23 protein-coding genes are annotated in these 21,756 nt (G+C 51.5%); 2 read left to right on the top strand and 21 right to left on the bottom strand.

The features are described 5' to 3' along the window. Positions 1–142 precede the first annotated feature (142 nt). The 14 genes from H8K03_17410 to H8K03_17345 all read right to left on the bottom strand — a co-directional run bounded on the left by H8K03_17410 (position 143) and on the right by H8K03_17345 (position 14,196). Positions 143–1,309 carry a GNAT family N-acetyltransferase gene (locus tag H8K03_17410; GenBank protein ID UVT19546.1) on the bottom strand — a complete coding sequence of 389 codons (1,167 nt, stop codon included), beginning with the start codon at positions 1,307–1,309 and terminating at the stop codon, positions 143–145. Positions 1,310–1,318: 9 nt separating this feature from the next. After that, positions 1,319–2,149 (bottom strand): ABC transporter permease, encoded by an 831-nt coding sequence (locus tag H8K03_17405; protein UVT19545.1) that lies wholly within the window; start codon positions 2,147–2,149, stop codon positions 1,319–1,321. 278 nt (positions 2,150–2,427) lie between these two features. Further along, the gene (locus tag H8K03_17400; protein UVT19544.1) at positions 2,428–3,363 is read right to left on the bottom strand and encodes an NAD(P)-dependent oxidoreductase; all 936 of its coding nucleotides are present in this window, start codon (positions 3,361–3,363) and stop codon (positions 2,428–2,430) included. Positions 3,364–3,574: 211 nt separating this feature from the next. Further along, positions 3,575–4,840 carry an outer membrane beta-barrel protein gene (locus H8K03_17395; GenBank protein ID UVT19543.1) on the bottom strand — a complete coding sequence of 422 codons (1,266 nt, stop codon included), beginning with the start codon at positions 4,838–4,840 and terminating at the stop codon, positions 3,575–3,577. 122 nt (positions 4,841–4,962) lie between these two features. Beyond that, the gene (locus tag H8K03_17390) at positions 4,963–5,613 is read right to left on the bottom strand and encodes a polysaccharide biosynthesis/export family protein (protein ID UVT19542.1); all 651 of its coding nucleotides are present in this window, start codon (positions 5,611–5,613) and stop codon (positions 4,963–4,965) included. A gap of 21 nt (positions 5,614–5,634) precedes the next feature. Next, positions 5,635–6,381 carry a polysaccharide biosynthesis/export family protein gene (locus H8K03_17385; GenBank protein ID UVT19541.1) on the bottom strand — a complete coding sequence of 249 codons (747 nt, stop codon included), beginning with the start codon at positions 6,379–6,381 and terminating at the stop codon, positions 5,635–5,637. Positions 6,382–6,611: 230 nt separating this feature from the next. Further along, positions 6,612–7,421: a dTDP-glucose pyrophosphorylase gene (locus H8K03_17380; GenBank protein ID UVT19540.1), complete on the bottom strand. Its 810-nt coding sequence runs from the start codon at positions 7,419–7,421 to the stop codon at positions 6,612–6,614. Between the two features lie 71 nt (positions 7,422–7,492). Then, positions 7,493–8,758 carry a DUF4910 domain-containing protein gene (locus H8K03_17375; protein ID UVT22533.1) on the bottom strand — a complete coding sequence of 422 codons (1,266 nt, stop codon included), beginning with the start codon at positions 8,756–8,758 and terminating at the stop codon, positions 7,493–7,495. Positions 8,759–8,811: 53 nt separating this feature from the next. Further along, the gene (gene rfbC / locus H8K03_17370; protein UVT19539.1) at positions 8,812–9,360 is read right to left on the bottom strand and encodes a dTDP-4-dehydrorhamnose 3,5-epimerase; all 549 of its coding nucleotides are present in this window, start codon (positions 9,358–9,360) and stop codon (positions 8,812–8,814) included. After that, the gene (locus tag H8K03_17365) at positions 9,357–10,592 is read right to left on the bottom strand and encodes a class I SAM-dependent methyltransferase (GenBank protein UVT19538.1); all 1,236 of its coding nucleotides are present in this window, start codon (positions 10,590–10,592) and stop codon (positions 9,357–9,359) included. Before H8K03_17365 ends, rfbC begins: the two co-directional genes overlap by 4 nt. Positions 10,593–10,664: 72 nt before the next feature. Continuing rightward, a complete protein-coding gene (locus tag H8K03_17360; GenBank protein UVT19537.1) occupies positions 10,665–11,723 on the bottom strand; it encodes an SDR family oxidoreductase in 1,059 nt (352 codons plus the stop codon). A gap of 241 nt (positions 11,724–11,964) precedes the next feature. Next, entirely contained in the window at positions 11,965–12,738 is a 774-nt protein-coding gene (gene rfbF / locus H8K03_17355) for a glucose-1-phosphate cytidylyltransferase (protein UVT19536.1), read from the bottom strand. 204 nt (positions 12,739–12,942) lie between these two features. Further along, positions 12,943–13,488 (bottom strand): hypothetical protein, encoded by a 546-nt coding sequence (locus H8K03_17350; GenBank protein UVT19535.1) that lies wholly within the window; start codon positions 13,486–13,488, stop codon positions 12,943–12,945. A gap of 360 nt (positions 13,489–13,848) precedes the next feature. Further along, on the bottom strand, positions 13,849–14,196 hold the full coding sequence (locus H8K03_17345) for a PilZ domain-containing protein (GenBank protein ID UVT19534.1): 348 nt from the start codon (positions 14,194–14,196) through the stop codon (positions 13,849–13,851). Positions 14,197–14,528: 332 nt separating this feature from the next. Here H8K03_17345 and H8K03_17340 point away from each other — a divergent pair, with 332 nt between their 5' ends. Both H8K03_17340 and H8K03_17335 read left to right on the top strand, forming a co-directional pair. Next, positions 14,529–15,137, top strand: coding sequence for a response regulator transcription factor (locus tag H8K03_17340; protein ID UVT19533.1), 609 nt, complete (start codon positions 14,529–14,531; stop codon positions 15,135–15,137). Between the two features lie 174 nt (positions 15,138–15,311). Then, on the top strand, positions 15,312–15,809 hold the full coding sequence (locus H8K03_17335; GenBank protein UVT19532.1) for a hypothetical protein: 498 nt from the start codon (positions 15,312–15,314) through the stop codon (positions 15,807–15,809). A 1-nt stretch (position 15,810) separates the two neighbouring features. Here the strand turns inward: H8K03_17335 and glgA are convergent, their stop codons facing one another. The 7 genes from glgA to H8K03_17300 form a co-directional block, all read right to left on the bottom strand. Next, the gene (gene glgA, locus H8K03_17330; protein ID UVT19531.1) at positions 15,811–17,319 is read right to left on the bottom strand and encodes a glycogen synthase GlgA; all 1,509 of its coding nucleotides are present in this window, start codon (positions 17,317–17,319) and stop codon (positions 15,811–15,813) included. Between the two features lie 21 nt (positions 17,320–17,340). Then, positions 17,341–17,805, bottom strand: coding sequence for a hypothetical protein (locus H8K03_17325; protein UVT19530.1), 465 nt, complete (start codon positions 17,803–17,805; stop codon positions 17,341–17,343). Between the two features lie 23 nt (positions 17,806–17,828). Next, entirely contained in the window at positions 17,829–18,185 is a 357-nt protein-coding gene (locus tag H8K03_17320) for a DUF971 domain-containing protein (protein UVT22532.1), read from the bottom strand. Positions 18,186–18,210: 25 nt separating this feature from the next. Beyond that, entirely contained in the window at positions 18,211–18,969 is a 759-nt protein-coding gene (gene recO, locus H8K03_17315; GenBank protein UVT19529.1) for a DNA repair protein RecO, read from the bottom strand. A 52-nt stretch (positions 18,970–19,021) separates the two neighbouring features. Further along, positions 19,022–20,359, bottom strand: coding sequence for a magnesium transporter (mgtE, locus tag H8K03_17310; protein UVT22531.1), 1,338 nt, complete (start codon positions 20,357–20,359; stop codon positions 19,022–19,024). Between the two features lie 129 nt (positions 20,360–20,488). After that, complete coding sequence (gene era, locus H8K03_17305) at positions 20,489–21,373, bottom strand: GTPase Era (protein UVT19528.1); 885 nt, start codon at positions 21,371–21,373, stop codon at positions 20,489–20,491. Beyond that, the gene (locus tag H8K03_17300; protein UVT19527.1) at positions 21,370–21,729 is read right to left on the bottom strand and encodes a septum formation initiator family protein; all 360 of its coding nucleotides are present in this window, start codon (positions 21,727–21,729) and stop codon (positions 21,370–21,372) included. Before H8K03_17300 ends, era begins: the two co-directional genes overlap by 4 nt. Positions 21,730–21,756 lie beyond the last annotated feature (27 nt).

Genomic DNA, 21,756 nt, shown 5'->3' with positions numbered 1-21,756 from the left:
GTGTCCCATGCATCACCTATCGTTCATCATTTCAACTCGCACGACTCACCCGGGGCTACACAAAGCCTGGGTGTGACGATGTCCACGTGCACGATGCTGTTGAATCCAATACCGAGGCAGTGCGAAATGTGCCGGAGCCCCGTCAGTGCACTACAGGCCGACTTCCTTTCAGTTTCTGCAAACGTGTCCGTATTTGCAATCGGCCTCGCAACTTCGTGAGTAACTTCATGATTGGGCTGGTTCGGACGACTATCACGTTCTTATTGAATCTCTCTACCGATCCAAGGGAAAACTTGTATTTCTCGGTTCCCCTTCCAAAGTCACAAATTCTAAACCCCTTCTCAATTGCGTATTGAATCGCAAATAAGCACCAGATGTTGCCCGGAGAGTATTGCGCATACTGATAATTGGCCGCAATTTTTAAGATGCAGAAGTTTTTTCTGACTGTATCGACAAATACTGCACCCGCTGCAATCGGCGTTTCCCCGTCCCATACAATATTCAACCACAGTCGATCATCTTCGAAGCAGGAGCGGAGGAATGAGCGTTTGATATTGATCACGTCTTCAAGTCTAAGATCCATGTAGTTGTCATCATCTTTAAGCCCCCAGCGCGCTTGCCAAAGCGACAGCAGTGTTTCAATGTGAGACTCCGCGTTGCCGCGCTGGATTTCGGTCACATGAAAACCCTCAAGGCGCCTGATCTTATTGAGGTCATTTCTTAAACCCCTGCGGGTGCTGCTGCCCAGCACCGTATTGAAGTACTGATCCCAACTTTCAGGCAACGGAATATACGGACATGAAGGTCCCTTCGTTTCCTGAATGCTGATCCGCTTTGAAGATAAATGTTTAACAAAAAGATCCAAGCGTGGGTCAAATACGTTCAACAACTGGAGTGTGTCCCATTCCAGCTGTTCCCTTACGAAGACCGCCATGGCAGGAATGGCTTCTGCAACATACTCGGGCAAACACACAAATCCTGTGTGATCTGCATGGGGATAGCCCCCCATCGATAAGATGTTCCTCGACTCTTTCGTGCGGGCTGAAAAAGCCATAAACGCCACATACGGTGTGCTCTCGCTCGCACTATGAGTGGAAACCTCCCGCATGTGATTTTCTTGAACACATGGCTGTGGATCATCTTGTTGGACCCCCAACACCAGCCATTTGCGAGGAGTACTTTCTAACCATCCACAAAGCCAGGCCCATGAATCAAAGGCGGTTACATCAGGATCGACAGCATAGACAGCATTCCACGCCTTTCTCAGTTCATAAAAGCGGCTGATGTCATCTATGACTGTTACTTTCATCCCCGGTGCTCAAATCACATCCGCAAACGTTTTTTCTAAACGCCGGAAGTAGAACGTTCCGCTCACCAAAATGGCCAGCGCGGCCAGCGCTGAAACAATGATCATCGGCCCTGGGGCGGTGTCCGTCCCAAGCAGCGCCCAACGAAATCCCTCAACCACTCCGACCATCGGATTGATGCTATACAGCGTCCTCCACGGTTCGGACAATAGACTGCTCGGATACGCGATGGGAGTTGCGAAGAGCCAGAATTGAGTCAGAAAAGGGATTGCATGACGGACATCGCGAAACTGAACATTCAAGGCGGAAAGCCAGAGCGAGACACCGAGCGACGTTATCAGTGTGAGCAGAAGCAAGAACGGAAGCCAAACGACGTTGAGGGTGGGAGTGATACCGTAATACAGTATCATCCCGAGCAGCACGATAAAAGCAATCGCAAAATCAATAAGGCCGGAGGTCACCGCCGCGATGGGGACGGACAGCCTGGGGAAATAGACTTTTTTGATCAGATTCCCGCTTCCAACTAAGCTGTTGGACGCTTGGCTCAGCCCCTGAGAAAAGAACGTCCATGGAACCAGGGCCGCATATGCGAAGAGCGGATAGGGGACTCCGTCGGAAGGAATCTTTCCCAATCGCCCAAAGAAAACGCTAAAGACGATCATCGTGAACACGGGTTGAATAATGGCCCACGCTGCGCCGAGCGCCGTCTGCTTGTACCGCACCTTCACATCACGCCAAATCAAAAAGTAGAGCAATTCACGATAAGCCCATAACTCTTTTAGTTGCAGGGCCACCCACCCTTTGGTCGCCGTGATCCGAATAATCTGAGCATTGCCTTCCATCAAATACCTCGTATAGATACTTATAATGCGGCTGAGTACCAGAAGTTTTAAGGCCTGAACGCTTTGTTTTGGCGTTCAGACATATCCCGACACCAACACAGTTCATACCGGAGCAGCACCGGCCAAGCCGTGGCTCCGGTTAGACCTTATCATAAGCTTTTGTCGCATTGGCGCTACCTAAATCACAAAGGACAGGCATCGGTTGATGATGCACGGCGCGCCGGGTTGGAGATGTCAGACTATGATCGATCTGATGCGCATATGAAAAGCAATCCGTTTCAACATGTCTTAGAAAGTGACCTACCTTCTTCCCTATACCAATTCACCGTCCGTTCCAACCCCATCGATAAGGGAATCCTCGGCTTCCACCCTATGATGTCATATGTTCCCGCAATATTGGCAACACGAGTCTGCTCCATCGGCCTGTCGGGAAGCGCGCCCCACAATAGCTCTACCTGAGAGTCTATCCGATCGGCCAATTCCTCGACAATCGCCCGAATCGACACCAGGGTGCCTGAACCTACATCGACCGTACGCCCTTCCGCGTTCGGAGCTAGGCCGGCTGCAAGCAACCCCTCCACGACGTCTTCAACGTAGATCCAATCTATTTGACGCTGCCCGCTACCGAGCTTCGGTGGTTGCCCGTTTAAGAGAGACAGGGTCACATATGGAATCAATTTGTTCACATCCCTTTGTCCAGGCCCATACACCATGAACAGCCGTGCCATCACGACAGGAGTCCGGTATAGCGCGTGAAACATGCTCGCATAGCAGCTGCTCGCCCACTTCGCGGCCGCATACGGAGAACATGGGACGGTCTCGCCTCCATCGATTACCGGCTCTTCCAACGAACCCGTCAAGACGATCCGCTCACAGCCTATTTCTGAAGCAACCGTCAGCAAGTTCACCGTGCTTACCAAATTACTCTCAAAGGTCGGCCGGACTAATTGTAAATCCCGTGAACCGGCCACGTGACTTGCCAAGTGGAAAACGATATCGGGTTTGATCCTGCCCAGAAGATTCCGCACGGTCGACATGTCCGCGAGGTCGCCGTGCCACCACTGTATGCCGGCTTCAGTATTCACTTGAACAGCCCGTGAAACGCCATGGACTTCGACACCTCGGTTACGAAGCGTGCGGCATAAATGCGAACCGATGAATCCGGCCGCACCGGTCACAAATATTTTCCGGCCTGTCAATTGAGAGAATTCCATTCTAGAATTCCTTGAATCTCAGTATGTCTCGAGAATAACAACCTTGAAGGCGCGACTACTTTCCCAGCAAGAATGACCTCTGTATGGAGGAACGGCCCAGATAACAGCGTCGTGGCCAAGTAAGACGAGGAATATCGTTTAGGATTTAGCGGAAAACACATCCGGAAATCCCACTGAAGCCTCTGCTTGAGGGTGGGATCCCAAGCTTATACTAATTCCATTCAGCTCTTAGGAAAAATCCAACTTGATGGCGCGAGTACATGTAGTCGAGTGTGCTTTGATCACTCTTGATGGTCGTGTAGGTATATGAAAGATCTCCTATGATACTCCTGGTTATTTTGTAACTAAGCTTCGCCAACGCAGTGAAGTTCTGAAACGTCTGATTGGTATTGGGAAACAGTTGGTTATAGCCATACGCTGCACTCCCATCGGCAGTGAGCCGTTCATGGAGCCGATGGCTGATCCCTACCAATCCAAGATGGCTGATCGTCGCTCCACCCTGTAAAAAATAAGATGGCCTAGCTTCCCGTGAAATCACTGCTCTGAGTACCGTATCTCGCTCAGGTTGGGTTGTAATGTGGATGGACCCGGATGGAAATGTCCGACCGGCCGGTTCGACAAACGTCACCCCTCCTTCAATACTAAGCTTCCACTCCTGGAACACCTTGGTGTAATCGCCTGCCAGCGTCACCAGAGTGGTACTGAATAACCTGCCGCCTTCGGCTCGTGACTGTAGCATGAACGTCTGTCGATACACGGCCGCTATGCTGTCGTTTCTGGTCAGTTGATACCGAGGCCCTCCGAACCAGGTGTGCGTATTTGTATCGAAGAAGCTGACGCCGGGTGTGTCCCCCCCTACAATCCTACCCACCCTCCGAAGTCCGAACGTGTAACCGCCTTCTAAAGAAAGGTCTCTCGACACCGGATATGAGCCAGTGACGGATGTCGTGTTGATGAACGTGTTCGCCCGGAATCCCTGGATACCACGAAAGAACCCATCGCTGCTAACCACGGTCTCCCGCACCCCTGAAATAAAACCGGGAGTTTCAGGCGTATAACTAAAATTCTCGACGATTTGCAACCGCGCTCCCCTCACGAACTGATCAACCCATCGATCCAACGTGACATAGCCCCTCACATGCGCGTTAAAATAATTCAGGTTTGAATTATCCGCATAGGCATTGAAGCTTCCTCCGACGGCGATATTCGCTTCGAGGTCTCGTGTCTCATGCAATAGGCGTACGTCTCCCCCCGTGCTCGCCACAAAATCACCTTGCTGCGTGCCCGCGGGTAAGAGCTGTGATGGCCGACCCCATATGTTACTGTCATAACGCCCTGTCACATTCATGGAGGGAACAATCTTTGTCTCTGCCTGAACCGATGCCAGCGGCAATCCGCCACAGACAAGCGCGAACGCGACTCCAAGCTTGAGCGATCGGCCGAGCCAGGCACACCTGCGACACCACAATCGAATCACTACCATTCCTTCATCTGGGAGCCGCTAGCACCAGGCCGAATCTCAATAAACCAATCCGGCTCTGCTAAGCACCCCTACTGGAGACAACATCAGGGCATGTCAGGTAAATTGCGTCACGGCGATCAAGGTACAACAAGCGTATCGCCGGAAGCCAGCACAATATTGCCGGGCTCTCCACGCCCACTGACGAGATCATCGTAACGCAAAGGGATATGGATCTCTTGTCGTTTGTGGCCAGGGCTTTCGATCACTCGCACCACCTGCAACTTATTCTTACTCGCGTAATTTGTAAAGCCTCCGGCCATTGAAATAGCCTGAAGCACCGTCACATAGGACTTGAGCTGATATTTACCGGGTTTGGCGACTTCGCCCAAGACAAACACTGAATAACTATTCAGCTCCTTGACGTTCACCGACACGGAAGGATTCTGAATGTACCCCTTAAGGCGCTCGGTAATCTGTGCAGCGAGAGCCTCCGCCGTGAGACCCGCTGCCTGAACATCTCCAATGATCGGCATCGAAACATATCCATCCGGCCGGATCAAGGTGACTCTTGACAGATCCGGATTCTTCCACACATTGATCTCTATCTGATCTTCAGAACCGAGAAGAAATTCGGTCGGAACGTCGGATGCCTTGTATTCTCTCGATGTCACCGGTCCCAGACAACCGGATTGGACGACGACTAAGCACAACAAGAACCCAATCGACAGTGCTCTCAGTACTGGCAGATGCCGCCCTGGCTTTCCTGTCCAATGCGCGTAATTGTCCACAGCAATCCTTTCCGGCGTTCCCTATCGACCAGGGAAGACCACCATCGACTCACTCGGAACCACGAGCGTATCACCAGGCTTGAGTTCAAAATTGTCGCTGATTCCACTGCGCAGCACGATATCGTCATAGCTCGCCGTGAACCGTTTCATTCCTGGGGCGGTTTCTGTAAACCGAAAAATGACGATTTGATTTCGTGCCGCGGTCTCTTTGAATCCGCCTGCGATGGTAATCCCCTGCAGGAGCGTCGTTTTACTTTTCAGCGGATACTTTCCAGGGTGAGCCACTTCACCGAGCAGGAAAATGTTGGAACTATTGACGTCTTTCAAAGTCACGGCAACGACGGGGTTTTGGACATATTCTTTCAATTTGTTCGTCAATTCCTCTGCCAGTTGCGTGGGCGTCTTTCCCACAGCCACCACATCCCGGATGATCGGCATAGAGATTCTGCCATCGGGACGAACCTGTACTTGTCTCGACAGGTCAGGATTCCTCCAGACAGTAATGTCCAGGACATCTTCGGCGCCGATGACGTATTCGCTGCTCACGGCGTTCGAGGGCTTTTCCATCAATTGTGTTACGGCAGGAGCCTCTTTGTTCATCTGAGCTGCCACCTTTTCACCCTGGCCCGCAAGCGGAACAGACAGTGCCGTGTCAGTCTTCAATTTTCCCGGTGCGGCCGGCGCGCTTGTCGGAGTTTCACACAATCCCAAGCCTGCACCGAATCCCAACGATAGCAAGACCGTACTGATATAGAGGGTGCGTTTCATAATTATTGGCTCCTTCTCTGGTTCAAGCACCCACATAGTCCCTATCATGACACTACTCAACTATCTCTCTTTGAATCAATATCGCCTGAATCTCATGATTTCCGAGACGCGAACCGGTAATATCTTACCAATCATTACTCAGTGTAACTACGGGTGTCTTTTTACACGCCAGCTCGGCAACTTCGGAACCGTATAGCTCTCTCCAAACACTCCTGCCCCTTCCTCTTGAGTTACGTCATGCATGGTGTCGGGAAACGGGAAACAAAACCTCGAATTCCCGACAGACCCTGCGGGGTGCCGATGTCGATATATCGACCCGCTGGGAATTTCACTCCTTTGACGTTAAGTTTAGCACGCACCGCCGCGGCCAGCACGGCTCCGACCGGGATGTCTCCTTGAGGATCAATCTTATGATTTCCGATCAGTCCCGCCGTCTGCCCCCTTCTCACTCGAATCAGGAATTGATGCAGAAACTCCGTAAAAATTGGCGTCCACACAGCGCATAACCAAGCATATCTCAAGCGAGTCTTCTTCGGCTTCAAGTGAATGGCCCGCACACGGTGACCTGCGTCAATGTCTACCATGTCCATTGCCTTGTGGTCATGCGCTGGGAATAGAGCTAACACAAGGTCGGCCCCACACTCATCGAGACGAGCCAGGAGCCTAAGAAACACGTCCTTCGCACGAAACAGTATGTCCGGGAAGCCAAATGCAATGACCTTGTCTCGCACGAACGCATTCGCCCGATCGATTGTGTCCGGTGGTCCGTCGGAACCTTCGATCACAAGATAAGCGAGGTCCATCCCCACCCTACTGCCATTACCCCAGTACTCAGGAATGTCCCACTTCCCGTTTCGAATTACGATGTAGCCCTTGCTGATGCCTGCTGCTCCTAGCTGCTCCAGCAAGTAGTGGCTTGCAACTTTTGGTCGAGCCCCCTTGAGCCCAGAAATGGAACCAAAGCCGATTGGAAATAGCTCTTTACTACAGGGTAATGGTGCCAATCGACGAGATTGTCCAGCTGCTGGGAGCAGAGCCACGACCTCACGTCCCCGGATTATCACCGTCGTTTCCTCATCTCATGAAATCCGCACGAAGAACCTGGGCGTGGTCATGTCTTTCCGACTTCAACCAGTAGTCCACAGCCAAGTAACGAATCAGCCGCCCGCCGCACCTCACGGAAGGGCATTTCAGCGCGCATGGCGATGTCCAGCAACGAATGCTGTCCATCCGAAAGATTCAACACCCATAATAACGCCAACTCTTGAGTCTGCTTTTCATTCTGTCCTGCGACCGCTCGGTAGAGGCCCCGCCGGCCCAGTTGCGGCTCGCACTTCGGGTTTTGATTCCTATAGGTCTGATTCCCTTCCAGTAACTCAACGGCCTCCAAGCATCGAGCATAGGACCGAGCGAGGGACTCTGCTTTCACAAAATCCAGATTATCTGCAGATGAATGATACTCCGGGTAGTGACCGTGAGGAGTCCGCATGAAACATCCAACCGGCAGATTAAACCCTGGAGAACAATATTGCCTTTCATCGTATCCATAAGGCGAAAAGTCGACAATAGTGTGGTTTTCGTCCGAATATCGAAGCACATGAGTCATGGCGCGATCGATTTCCGCATTTCCTTGGCGACTTCTTTTGTAAGTGATCTTCCCCTCATCCCCAATCCCCGTCAAGACGAGCCCATGCTTAATACGAGACACCACATGTTCATTTCGTGCCAACCATGTAATCGATCCAATCGTACCCGGGATGAAGAGAAATCGGTATGAATAGCGCCTTGCACGAACAGCCATGATCTCCGCGAGCCGCACGGACACGACGATCCCCGACAAATTGTCATTGCAGAGTGAGGGGTGACACACATGGCACGAAACGAGGACTTCATCAGAGGTTTCTCCCGGCAAATAGATTTCACCATAGGTCAGGGAACCAGGCCGAAGGCTGGATTCGATGACGACCTCGTACTCCTCATCACGCAGTTGTTCGAGATCCGCATGCCGAAGGCAAAATCCCCAGTTCTCTTTGTAATAGGATGTCCGATACGGAATCCATTCTGGATGCGACGGCAGACTGAACAGATGCGGCCTCAATTCTTCGAGTCTCATCTGTTTTCGGATCGGTACGCTATAGCTCATCAGATGCAGATTGTGAGCTTTGAAATCGACGACTCGTTTTCCTTCTTGGTTCACGATATAGGCATCAGATACATTCCACTCCAGCGGGACTGTCCAGTCGAAGACCTTCGTTCCACTAGGGACTTCCTGAATTTCCAGTGGAATGCGCTTTTGGATCGCTCGGAGAGTTTCCCTCACCCCCTCACCCGTAATGCTCCGGCATATGGGATAGAGTTCTACCATGAAGTTATGCATTTCTTTGCCTAAGTCCTCACCACCTATCGATGCCTCCCGTTGGTCAACGAATGTCATGGTTTCAAGGGTCCGTTCATGACAAATGCCGGCCAGGTTCGATCCTTCTCCGACATGACCAAGATAGGTGCCGGCCAGGCGATCTTGAACGCTGGATCATCCCATCGGAATCCCCGAGCGCTGGCAGGCATGTAGAACTCCGACATGTGGTACAACACTTCACTATTTTGCTCGAGTGTGAGAAACCCATGGGCACAATCTTTCGGAATATAGACGGCCCGGCGAGTGTCTGCTGATAGTGTTATTGCCACATGCTGACAATACGTGGGCGATGCAGGCCGTAAGTCTACAACCACATCATAGATAGTCCCCGCGGTACATCGGACCAATTTCACTTCCTCATTCGGAGCCGCTTGATAGTGCATCCCCCGCAGGGTTCCTCTGTGGGTATTCACTGAGACACTCGATTGAACCCACGTGACGGCAAGGCCCTGCTCCTCAGACTCCTTTTGGCACCATATCCTGGCGAACATGCCACGTTCATCTCGTGCCGGTTCAGGATCAATTACGAATACACCCTTGAGGCCGGTTTCCGTGAAGATCATGAATACACTTGGACTTCAGGAATCGGAACGACAAACTTCCCTCCCCACTCCCGAATGTAGTTCATCTGCTGCATGACTTCCTCCCGGATATTCCAGGGCAGAATCAAGAGATAGTCAGGGTGTGTCAGGGAAACTCGTTCCGGCTCATAAATCGGGATATGGACCCCGGGCAGAAAATGGCCTTGCTTATGGGGGCTTCGGTCGACGGTGTAGTCAATGAAGTCCGTCCGAACGCCGCAATAGTTGAGCAGCGTATTGCCTTTCGCCGGAGCTCCATAACCGACAACACGCTTGCCTTCCTGTTTGGCAGAGATCAGAAATGAGAGCAGCTGCCTCTTCGTTGACTCGACCTGTGGGCCAAATGAAAGGTAGTGACTCAGCTTATTAAATCCTGCCGTCTCTTCTCGTAATTTCAGCTCCCTTACCCGCGTCTCAGTAGGTTTGGACGTATCGTTCTCGTGGCACGCGTAGATTCGGAGAGATCCGCCATGAGTCGATAATTCTTCCACATCGAACAGTTTCATTCCATGACGCGCAAACACCTGTTCAACGGCTATGAACGAAAAATAGGAAAAGTGTTCGTGATAGATCGTATCAAACTGATTCTGCCGCATGAGCTGAAGGAGATGGGGGAATTCCATCGTGACCAGACCCGTTGGATTCAGCAGCATCTTGAGTCCCCTCACGAAATCGTTCAAATCAGGGACATGAGCCAGCACGTTGTTTCCAACAATAAGATCAGCGCCCCATCCTTCAGCCGTTAAGTCGAGCGCGGTCTTTTCCCCAAAGAAGGCCACCTTGGTATTGATCCCCTTCTTCTTCGCGACCTCAGCTACATTTGCGGCAGGCTCGACTCCTAGCACAGGAATGCCTCGCGATATGAAATTCTGCAGAAGATATCCGTCGTTACTGGCGATTTCCACAACTCTAGAACGATGATGCAATTTGAACCGTGCCACGATCATGTCGACATAGGCTCGAGCGTGAGCCAACCACGAATCTGAAAAAGATGAGAAATAGGCATAGTCAGAAAAAATATCGTGCGGGCTTGAGAATTGCTCTAGCTGGACCAGCAGACACGTTTCACACACATATACGTGTAACGGATAGAAGGCCTCCATACGATTCAGCTGCTCGGGTTTGAGGTAAGAATTGGCCAACGGAGACATGCCAAGATCGACGAACGTGCTCTTCAGCATCGTACCGCATGACCGACACACTGATTGTCCCATGCTGATGTCCCCTCCTACGTACGAACGATGATGTGCCGGGATCGACGCCCGACACGACAACCGAATACATCTTCAGCCATTGGTTCGCTCTTTCCAGACGAGTTCGTCGGTCAGTTGTCCGTTCTCCCTTAGTCGCTTCAACGTAACGAGTCGTATCAAATCACCGGCCCGGAACTCTTGGTCGCGAAACCGCATGGCGATGAGCCCATCATGGAGGTTCTTCACGGCGCTTTGAAGATCAACCATAGGGAGAAATCCTTGCGCCAACTTAGTGAACTTGTCAAAGTTCACCCGGTATGAGCGCTTATCCGGCTGCGCATCTTTGTTGATCGACACCTCAACATTCGGCACAAGATTGGCCACCGCATCCGCCAAATCCTTCACCTGATAATTCCATGTGTCGCTTCCCACGTTAACCGTCAAAAAGGTCCCTCCATCCCGATGGTCTCGTCGCACTGCCCAATCGATTGCCCTGGCCATGTCCTGAACGTGAATCAACGGGCGCCATGGTGTCCCATCGCTGAGGATGTTGATGCGTTTTGTGGCAACCGCGCTTGCCACAAAATCATTCAGTACAAGATCGAGCCGAAGTCTATCGCTCATTCCGCAAGCCGTTGCAAATCGGAGGCAAGTTGCAGTGAATGTCTCTGATGCAAGCTCGGCCAGATCTTGTTCGGTTCGGACTTTCGATTTCGCGTACGCCGTAAGAGGATTCAGAGCATCCTCCTCTCGACGGGGACCACCTTCGGCGAATCCGTACACGCTACAGCTTGACGCAAACACAAACGCTTTAACCCCCGCTCGCTTTGCCTTCCCGGCAAGATCGATACTCGCTCGATGGTTTATATCGAGGGTAACCTTTTCAAAAGTGGCGCCCATCGGATCGTTTGAGATGGCACAGAGATGCACGATGGCGTCGATTCCTTGCAGGATCTGCTCAGGAACATGTCGGATATCCCCGAAATATTGCTGATCGGCCTGACTTTCAGGGAGTCGGGAAGCACCTGTGAGACAATGCGCAAAATAGCCCATATCGTAGCCGATGAGGGTAGCCTGAGGATGCGATTCCCTCAATCGGCGCAGAACCAATGGACCTACATACCCCATGTTGCCGGTGATCAAAATTCTCATGTCCTATCTCCACGATTTAGCAACCCTGCCATGTCGACAGACACCTCTTGTATATATACGCTATCAGGGTGCTGAACGAGACTGTTCTCGCCAAACGACCCAAAATTCCGGATACCCTAGAACGAAATGTACACCTCGTGCTCTATTTATTAACTAGCTGTATAAAACGATTATGGCTTTCCAGGTCCTTTTCAAGGCTACGGCAGAAAGAATACGATGACGATTCGGAGAATTAAGGTGCTTACCAGACCTTCCATGGAGCTTTTGACGACTGCCACAGCTCCTCCAAATAATTCTTCTCTTTCAGCGTATCCATGCAGGACCAGAAGCGACCATGCCGATAACCCATTAACTGGTTAGCTTTCGTGAGCTGCTCGATCGGCCCTCTCTCCCACACAGTCTCATCACCTTTAATGTAATCAATGGCCTTAGGCTCAAGGACATAGAAGCCACCATTAATCCAGCCTTCATCGCCATGTGGCTTTTCTTTAAAGTCGACTATGTGATCTTGATCAAACACGAGCCGGCCAAACCTAGAAGGAGGCAAGACCGACGTCACTGTCGCTAACTTTCCGTGGGCCTTGTGGAACTTAATGGTGGCTTGGATATCGACATCCGACACTCCATCGCCATACGTAAATAGAAATGTTTCATCTTCGCCTATCCATTTCTTCAGCTGCTTGAGCCGGCCTCCAGTTTGAGTGTGCAGGCCAGTGTCGACGAGATGCACAATCCAGTCTTCATGCCGTCTTCCATCATGAATCGTTGTTTTTCCGCTCCCAAGGTCGACCGAAATATCTTTGTTAAAGGCGTAGAAGTTGAGAAAGTACTCCTTGATCATCTCCCCCTTATATCCAAGACCAATAATAAATTCTTTTATCCCGTGAGCAGCATAAATCTTCATGATGTGCCATAGGATTGGTTTTCCCCCGATTTCGACCATGGGTTTAGGCCGTAGGGTTGTCTCTTCAGAAAGTCGAGTTCCCATTCCACCTGCAAGAATTATTGCCTTCATACGCATTCTCCTTGAGAACCAGGCAGATCCCCCATAACCTACCGGATACTCTACTTTAAGAAACAACGTTGCGTTTGATCAGCATGAAGCGGTGAACCTTATCATCACACCCTGGCCTTCACAGGATGAGATACGTCATGTACATGGACCTGGATTGCTGGTGCGTGTCACTACGCGACCATCTGATATGAGGATTATCAGCGCTCACGCAGCAGCACATGGAACGATTTGATCAATATTCACTACAGCCCGCGCTTGGAGTTCAAGTGTATGGAGTAGAACCATCGCCCGTTGTTGCCCTCGCATTTCCCGCATAAAGACAGCCTCAAGCCCGATGAACGGGCCGCTCTTGATCTGGACAAGTTGACCACTTCTCAGCTCTGTCTGTTTTTCAAGCACATACACCCTAGAATCTTCCATTCTATTCTTGATTGCGTGAATCATAGCAATGTCGACCTCCACAGGACTGGAGCCGAATTCAACGAACTTTCGAACTCCTCGAGCATACATCACTGTCCGATACTGCTCCGACAGATTGATCCGAACAAACAAATATCCTGGGAAAAGAGGAGCAATTACGGTTTTTATTTTGCGGCGTATAGTCTTCTGCTCTTGCAATAGCGGCAGAAAACACTCTACCCCCATCCGTTCCATGTTCTGCTCAGCTTGCCTTTCGTGGTTCGGCTTTGCGCAAACTACATACCAACGCATCTCGGAAGATCTCGATTTGTCCCAGGAAGAATCGCTCATATGGAGGCGTCTCCAATATGTGTAACTTGAGTTCGAAACAGGCTACCGCCCATCCGGTACATACCCGATCTTCCTTCTACAACAAATTGTGTACACACCTGTCAATCGACCGAGAGGAAACCGTCGTTGCAGCACAAGAACGATGCCCCAATGGTCAAAGAAATATTTCTTAACAGGTCATGCGAAGAGCTTGCAAGTCCTGACTGAAAACCAGATAACCCGTGACCGGTATTCGCATGTATGTTGGCTATCTTGCTGATTCCAATGACCTCTTTCACCACTTACCCATGCCATTCGGCTCTATACGAGCCACTTTCAAAATTGAGATTCTTCTTCGCACAGTCTCACTCTCATTGATAATCAAAACATAAACTTAAGCCCCACAAAATATACCGCATGACCATTTGAATTCCCAAACGGCAGTTTCCTCGTCCACCGGACCTCAGCCAATGTCGGTGTTTCGGCAATGGTTATCGGTGTCGGCACATAAACTTTCAACACCTGCTCAACGGCTGGAGCTTGATCCATGAGGACCAGCATACCGCCGCTGCTGATATTCAGCGATAGCGCTCTGCCATCTCTCGCGGAAATGCTATTTCCCTCTTCCGGAGATGTGATTTGATAGAGAATCGGCCTCAGTAGCGCCGCTCGTTCGCTATGCTTTTCATGGCTGTCCCTTATCGACCATTCCCATTCTATTGGTATCACTTCGCACCCTCCTTGGCTATAAAGCATTGAATAGACTTAATTTTTAGTAGTCACATTTAGATAATGAGGCTAGAATCGACTGGACCGTGCCTAACTATGACTGAAATTCTTCCCCATATCTTTCAGAATCTGTGGTGAATATATTTGTTGCAACTTGGATCAACAATACCAATGATGTAGGCTGCTTTCCCAAAGGTATATGTTGACTCCCTCGAAAGGGTTAGGTACTATACCTGCATTAACCTGTGTTATCCCTATCGAGCTGATCTAATTAGAGTTGCCGAGAATCGATACTGGCTCATTCCATAGGAATAGAGTGCCGTCATAGTCTTATGACTGAATCACCAAAAGGTGTTGACCAAACAGATGTGCTTGCTGATCAAAGGGCTGGATCTGGGATTGTGGTGCTATCAGCATCTATGCAACTTCTTCATATGAATCGACAAGCTACTGAACTTGCTAAAAAAATCAATGCTGTTGAGCATGGTGGCAATACCGCAATTTCAGCACGTGGAGTCCTCCCTACTGCCCTGACTGAGCTTTGTGCGGAAATTATTAAAGCCCTTCATATACGCACAGAGGCTAAGGATTGGGAACAATTCGAACTCAAGCGTGTGACTGGAGATCCGAACCAGCCGATTCTTTTAAGGGGATTTGGGTTGCCAGATCGAGGAGGGATTCAGAACGCCAGGCTTGTGGTTACCATGGAGGAGCTGGGGCGGAAACAAAATCTCAATACCGAACATGCTCGAGAACGGTTCCAATTAACAAACCGCGAGCAGTCAGTAGTTGAACATCTGGCAAAAGGGTGGACCAATAAGGAAATCGCGAATGCCCTTCAGATTACTGAACAAACAGTAAAAGAACATATTAAGCACATTATGAGAAAAACGAACGCTACCACCCGGACCGGCATTCTCGTCCAAATCTTCAATTCCTAGTCCTCACGTTTCCCTTTGCTATAGCTTTTTGATTGTGTCAACGGCGCAACAGTGAGTTGAGATTGACACATCTTCTGGTTATGAAAATCCTGACTTTTTCCAATTTTCCTTGAAATCCAAAAGATATTTGTCAGGCCTACCACTTGCAGTAAGGCTTGCTAGAGGTGAGCCGGTATGCAAGGCATGGTAGCTAAAAGTCTAGTCATCGGGTTGCTTGGAACAGCGGTTCTTACTTCAGCTTGTGCAACTAGCCCATCATCCCAGGTAACAGAGCTACAGAACAGCGGTTTCATGTCGCTCTGGAACACCTATGCCGACTGCAAATCTACTTCTGATTTGAGCCAGGCAATGGCAGATTTGAGCCAACTTCGTTCAGCCAGTCAACTAGCCGATGGAAACGAAGGATTTATCCTTCCACTGCCAACTCACCTTGAGCGCCTGGTTGCCAATCCAACAAGTCGAGTCGCAGTTGATGCAGAGGCAATGGTTGCCGCCTGTGCCCTCCACTCTGGGGAGCTGGCTTTAAATCAAGGGCAGACCGACACTGCCCGCGATCTCCTTGTTTCAGTCACCAAGCTTCAGAGGGAAGAAAACTCGTACTACGTTCTTAGAGCAAAAGTTCTTCTGGCAAAACTCGGGCAAGGAATCAACGTTTCGTTCAATACTCGCTAGCCTAGCTCCTTTCCTCTCTCCGCAACCCGCGATAAAGCTCGACATACAGTTTTGCCGATCGTGTCCAAGACAGATCGGTATTCATTCCTGCATTGATCAATGACTGCCATGTTTCTCGCTCTTTATATACATAAAGGGAAAGCAGAATCGTGGAAAGCAGGGATTCAGTTGTGGCATCGGTAAAGTGGAAGCCTGTCGCGGACTTGGATTCGACCGTTGACGGACGAAAAGGAACGACCGTATCAGCTAGACCTCCTGTACGACGCACAATAGGTACCGTGCCATACCGAAGGCTATAGAGTTGACTTAATCCACAGGGTTCATAGCGAGACGGCATGACTAACAAGTCCGAGCCAGCCTCAATTCGATGCGCCAGTTCTTCATTAAAGCCAAGATGAAGGCCGATCTGATTCGGATATCTCGCCTTGGCTGCAATAAATTGTTGCTCCAAATGACGATCACCGGTGCCCAGCACGGCAACTTGTACATCTAGAGACATCAGTTCAGGGATAGCCTCTATCAAGAGATCAAAACCCTTTTGAGATGTCAGCCTACCAATCACAGCCAAAAGAGGCACCTCAAGAATCGGCAATTCAAGTTCCCGCTGTAACACTCGCTTGCACACGTGTTTCCCGGACAAATTAGTTGCCATGTACCGCGTAGGCAGGTAGGGGTCGTGTTCGGGATTCCAAACGCTGACATCGATGCCATTCGTAACACCTTTCACTCCATCCTGGCGGCTCGCCAGTACACCTTCAAGCCCACAGCCGAATTCCGCCGTCATGATTTCCTTGGCATAGGTAGGGCTCACCGTAGAAACAGCATCTGAAAAAACGATACCGCCCTTTAGGCAATTGATCGACCCGTAGAACTCCACGCCGCTCGGAGAAAACAATGTGGGAGGGAGCCCGATCTCGACGAACTGCTGGCCTGAAAATATACCTTGATACCCCAAATTATGCAGGGTCAACAACGTTTTTAGATGTTGGAGCCCCTTGTACTCATGAGGCAGAGCCTTAAGATAGACCGGACACAATGCAGTCTGCCAATCATGCACATGCAGCACATCGACCTTCTCTCCTCGCACATCGGCCAGCACTTGCAATACTTCAAGAATTGCGCGGCAAAAGAGGGCAAACCGATTGAGGTTGTCCGGATAATCACGATGGTCCTGTTGGTAGAGCCCCTCACGATCAAAGTAGGGATCATACCGCACGAAGAGTACTCTCAATCGATGCAAGGCTCCTGTGACCGAGACATACTCTTCTTCTACCGATACGTCCGCCGTCTTCCCACCCAACGCAATAGAGAATCGCATGGTCGGTTGACGAGACTCAGGGGTTGCCTGGGTTCGGTACCCCGGCAACAGCAATGTCACCTGATGCCCTAATTTCGTCAACTCGATCGCCAACGCGCCGACCACGTCGGCCAACCCACCCGTCTTCGCATATGGGACAGCCTCGGAAGCTGCCATCGCGATATGCAAACCATCTGGTAATGTTGAGATCATGAAGGATATCGAGCAGCGGAACTAAGGACGGGAAGGTTCATCGAGCATGGTCTTGAATCGATCCTCATAGGCCCATGACTTTGCAAGGACCTGTAACTCGTCGGGCTTGAGCTTTTCCTTGTAAACAAGGCGATCATCGAGAAATACCAGTAACCAGCCGCGATCGGGGTATGCGAAGTAAACCCCTTCACCTGCATGCACTCCAGCCTTCCACCCCTTCGGCGCTTCTCCCGTGGCCACTCGCGATCGAGGAATGACACTGAAGTCCGGCATCACGAAAAAATAGGTGAACTCACTGTGATAGAGAGGAGGCTTCCCCCAGGCGCTGACAACTGCTCCAGCCGTGATTTGATCCAATACAAGATTATCGGCCCGTACCAGCTGTTCTTGCTGCTCCAGCGTCGGCATGCTCTTACAGCCGACGAGCAACACGAACGCCGAAAGACCGCAGAGGCCCAGCACTATCTTCATCGGGACGATGAGCATGTCGATCACCTTGTATCTTGCCCTCACATGAGCCGGCGGGATTTGGCTTCGACTGGTTTCACCGGTTGACAGACATCGCATTGGCACAACTTTCTCAGTAAAGAATAGGAATAGATGCCGGTCGCATGGCCGTCGCTCCACGTGAACTGGAAGGCATAGCGGCCAACCGGTTGAATATCCTGCAGCATGATCAAGAGCGGTACATCTTCGGCATTGAGCCGGCGATCGCCTGTCCACTCATCGACACAGGCAGCACAGGGACAGTGCTGCCGTAAATGGCGAACCGGATAGATGCCCTTGTGTCCGTCGCTCCACTGAATTCCCAATACTCCTTTGTCGAGCCACTCCATATCCCGAGGCTCTAAAGCAGTACCGGCCATGCGTTCCTCTGTCATGGTGTCTTACTCATCCCGGTGATGCGAGCGACAGAAAGTTCACCGGTGGGAGCCGTCGCCCGGCTACCACCGTCACATATCCTTCAATCGCCTCCTCTACTTCGTTCCTCACTTGACCCGTGGCCCGCAACCGCGTGACGATGGTGGGAGCCAGCCGAATGGCTTGTTGGAGAAACGAGAGGCTGCCTCGTGAGAGTGCGACACACTGCACCCGTTGGTGTGCAGCACACACCAAGCATACGAGGCCTCCAGCGATCGGAGAAAACTGTGGCTCCCCGACGAAACGTGTCTTCCCGCAGGCAACGCAATGATCGGTCTGCGGACGAAACCCCGTGAGCCCCAACAGTCTGATCTGAAAAAGCAAAGCCGTAAACGCAGGATCTTCACTTTCGTGAAGCGACATCAGCCCCTGATCCAGGGTATCAAATAAGAGCGGATCCGGATCGCCATCTGGAGTGATTGCCCCCACGACGTTGACCATTCGTGCCGCCGAAGCCATCAAGGTGAGATCTTCCCGCAAGATCTGAGCGGACCTCACCAAATCAACATGCGAAATCCGAAACAGCGAATCCCCACTTTTTTCAAACAGATTCAGGCGACACAGGCTGAAGGGCTCAAGCGCAGCCCCGAAACGGCTTTTCTGGCGACGGGCGCCACGGGCCACCCCGCGGATCTTTCCTAAATTCTTAGAATAAAAGGTCACGATTCGATCAGCATCACCCCACTTGCGGCTCCGCAAAATGATCGCAGTTGTTTTTATGAGAGGCACGGCCACTCCCTCACACCAACACCACAGAAACCGAACAATGCGTTGGTTCGCGTCACCGGAGAGACTCCAAGAAAAGAGTAGCCAAGGTCAGATATATCGTAATACCGGTGATGTCGTTGGCCGTCGTGACAAAAGGACCAGCCGCAACAGCCGGATCAACTCCCATGCGCTTGAGAAGGATCGGCATAATCGTCGCCATGCTGGTCGACACCAGAAAGGCGATGATCAGCGAAGCTCCAACGACCATGCCCAAAAATCCCTGATGTAGCACCCAACCAACCAGTGTCAATGTCACGCCGCAGGCCACTCCCATAACCAGGCCGATCTTCGCTTCGCGAAAGAAGACGGGCCATACATGAGTGAGTTCTACAGTACCGGTAGCCAACCCTCGAATAATCAGCGTCGAGGATTGCAAGCCCACATTGCCGCCCATCGCCGCGATCACGGGAATAAAACTCACAATCGCTACGACCTCCTGGATCGTATAGCGGAAATACCAGAGAATCGCGCCGGACAAGAGGCTGCCGATTAAGTTGGTAAAAAGCCATGGCAGTCGAAGCTTCGCTGAACCGATGCTTGAAGACTTCGAGCCTGACTCCTCTTCAATCGCACCGGCCATCTTCAACATATCCTCGGTCGCTTCCTCCCGGATGACGTCGACCACGTCATCAACCGTGATAATGCCTACCAACTTGCCGTCCCGTTCCACGACGGGAATAGCCAACAAGTTATAACTGGCCACTTGGCGTGCGACTTCTTCCTGGTCCATGTCGATCGTGACACTCATGGCCTCCCGGGTCATGATGTTCTTCAGCGGAGTCGTAGGAGGGACCGTGATGAGTTGCCTGAGCGAGAGGACACCGACTAGGCGATCATCTTTGTCTGTGACATAAATATAGAACACCATTTCCGCATCGGTGGCTTGCTGCAACCGGCGGATCGCCTCCTGCGCCGTGGCGTCTTCCGGCAAGGAAAAGAACTCCGTCGTCATGATCGCCCCGGCCGTATCCTTCGGATACTTGAGGATATCGGCGACCTCGGTCGAATCCTCGGTCTTCATCAGGGCGAGAATTTCTTTGCTGCGCTCTTCGGGAAGGAATCCGAGAATGTAGGCCACATCGTCAGGGCCAAGATCTTTTAAGAGCCAGGCAATGTCGGAATGCAGCAGATCCGCGACGACTTGTTGAATGCTTTCGCCGTCGAGTTCACTCAGCACTTGGCCCCGCTTGCCTTCTCCGCGGACCAGCTCGAATATTTCCCGCTTTTCTTTTAGCGATGACAGGTGGGTCACGACTTTGGCGATATCGGCAGGGTGCATGCGCCCTAACATTTTGGATAGGTTCGTGATCGCTCCTCGCCGCAGCAGCTTCTGGACAGACTGAATGACGATATCCGACTTCGTCTGCCCACGCTCGGCCTGATCGCGCAAGACTTCGCGCAGTACATCCCGCTCAGACGGGCGAGGCCGCTGATCCGGTACGCGTGGCTCCGTTGGTCGTTCCGTCGGCTGCATAACTCTCTAGTACCCCAGCTGCACCAACGCCTGCTCGTCCTCACGCCAGGCTTTTCTGACCTTCACCCAAAGCTCAAGAAACACTTTCATACCGAATAGTCGTTCCATATCCTGTCTGGCCTGCGTACCGATCGTTTTCAAACGCTCCCCTTGCTTGCCTATCAGGATGCCCTTCTGCGTCTCTCGTTCAACTACAATCGAAGCCCGAATTTTCGCGAGTTTTCCCTGTTCGACGAACTCATCGATCTCGACTGCAACAGCATGCGGCACCTCCTCTTCCGTCTCCTGCAACACCTTCTCTCGGATCATTTCCGCCGCCAGCGTCCTCATCGTCTGATCTGTGATGACATCGTCATCGTACGCTCCTTCTCCGGAGGGAAGATAGGGAACCGTGACCGCCAGCAACCGATCCACATTGTCGTCTCCCTGTGCGGAAACCGGCACGACCTCCGTCCACGCGAACAGCTTGGCATATCGATCGATGACGGGGAGCAGCTTGTGCTTGTTCACGAGGTCAATCTTCGTGACGACAAGGATCACCGGCCGCGCATGTTTCGCCAGCGCCTCCTTCATATATTTAATGGCCGTCATATCTCCTGGGCCCGGCAGGCTCGTCGCATCCATGAGCATGTACAACAGATCCGCGTCTTCCAAGGTTTCCACGGCGGTTCGAACCATTCGGCGATTCAGCAAATGCTCGGGCTTATGCAGGCCGGGCGTGTCGAGAAACGCAATCTGGGCTCCTTCCGCATGCACGACGCCCATAATTCGTGTCCGGGTGGTTTGAGGCTTACTCGACACAATCGAGACTTTTTCACCCAACAAATGATTCAGCAACGTCGACTTGCCGACGTTGGACCGTCCAATGATGGCTACCGTTCCGAACTTCATGGCCTCGACGAGGGCTCCTGTTTCTTTATAGTTTCCGGTACAAGCTGATAGACGGTTTCTCCCTTGCGCACATAACCCAACTGTTCTCGGGCTAACTGTTCGATTTTGGCTGGGTCATGCTGCAGACGAGTAATATCCTGCTGTAAGGTGGCATTTTCTCTGCGCAAGGCCGACAGCTCTTGCTCCAGGCTCGTAGCATGATCCCTCATGGATAAATAGCGAGTCAGGCCCATTTCTCCGGAGAACAGCGCCACGAGCAGCCAGATACATCCCGCAGCCCCAATCACTTGCATCACGGCAAAGAGACGCCCCCGCCATTCCAGCCACTGTCGGCCACGATTCTGCTTGATGATCATCTGCGCGTCCATCGACTCCAAAACCAG

The organism is Nitrospira sp. (assembly GCA_024760545.1).
Lineage (GTDB): Bacteria > Nitrospirota > Nitrospiria > Nitrospirales > Nitrospiraceae > Nitrospira_D.
Note: the sequence above shows the minus strand (reverse complement) of the source record. Positions and strands in the feature narration are given on the sequence as shown.

What these genes read in the sequence shown, in the direction of transcription:
- H8K03_17410 (UVT19546.1), bottom strand. Translation starts at nt 1,309, where the DNA reads ATGAAAGTAACAGTCATAGATGACATCAGCCGCTTTTATGAACTGAGA.
- H8K03_17405 (UVT19545.1), bottom strand. Translation starts at nt 2,149, where the DNA reads ATGGAAGGCAATGCTCAGATTATTCGGATCACGGCGACCAAAGGGTGG.
- H8K03_17400 (UVT19544.1), bottom strand. Translation starts at nt 3,363, where the DNA reads ATGGAATTCTCTCAATTGACAGGCCGGAAAATATTTGTGACCGGTGCG.
- H8K03_17385 (UVT19541.1), bottom strand. Translation starts at nt 6,381, where the DNA reads ATGAAACGCACCCTCTATATCAGTACGGTCTTGCTATCGTTGGGATTC.
- H8K03_17375 (UVT22533.1), bottom strand. Translation starts at nt 8,758, where the DNA reads ATGCATAACTTCATGGTAGAACTCTATCCCATATGCCGGAGCATTACG.
- rfbC (UVT19539.1), bottom strand. Translation starts at nt 9,360, where the DNA reads ATGATCTTCACGGAAACCGGCCTCAAGGGTGTATTCGTAATTGATCCT.
- H8K03_17365 (UVT19538.1), bottom strand. Translation starts at nt 10,592, where the DNA reads ATGGGACAATCAGTGTGTCGGTCATGCGGTACGATGCTGAAGAGCACG.
- H8K03_17360 (UVT19537.1), bottom strand. Translation starts at nt 11,723, where the DNA reads ATGAGAATTTTGATCACCGGCAACATGGGGTATGTAGGTCCATTGGTT.
- rfbF (UVT19536.1), bottom strand. Translation starts at nt 12,738, where the DNA reads ATGAAGGCAATAATTCTTGCAGGTGGAATGGGAACTCGACTTTCTGAA.
- H8K03_17350 (UVT19535.1), bottom strand. Translation starts at nt 13,488, where the DNA reads ATGAGCGATTCTTCCTGGGACAAATCGAGATCTTCCGAGATGCGTTGG.
- H8K03_17340 (UVT19533.1), top strand. Translation starts at nt 14,529, where the DNA reads ATGACTGAATCACCAAAAGGTGTTGACCAAACAGATGTGCTTGCTGAT.
- H8K03_17335 (UVT19532.1), top strand. Translation starts at nt 15,312, where the DNA reads ATGCAAGGCATGGTAGCTAAAAGTCTAGTCATCGGGTTGCTTGGAACA.
- glgA (UVT19531.1), bottom strand. Translation starts at nt 17,319, where the DNA reads ATGATCTCAACATTACCAGATGGTTTGCATATCGCGATGGCAGCTTCC.
- H8K03_17325 (UVT19530.1), bottom strand. Translation starts at nt 17,805, where the DNA reads ATGCTCATCGTCCCGATGAAGATAGTGCTGGGCCTCTGCGGTCTTTCG.
- H8K03_17320 (UVT22532.1), bottom strand. Translation starts at nt 18,185, where the DNA reads ATGGCCGGTACTGCTTTAGAGCCTCGGGATATGGAGTGGCTCGACAAA.
- era (UVT19528.1), bottom strand. Translation starts at nt 21,373, where the DNA reads ATGAAGTTCGGAACGGTAGCCATCATTGGACGGTCCAACGTCGGCAAG.
- H8K03_17300 (UVT19527.1), bottom strand. Translation starts at nt 21,729, where the DNA reads ATGATCATCAAGCAGAATCGTGGCCGACAGTGGCTGGAATGGCGGGGG.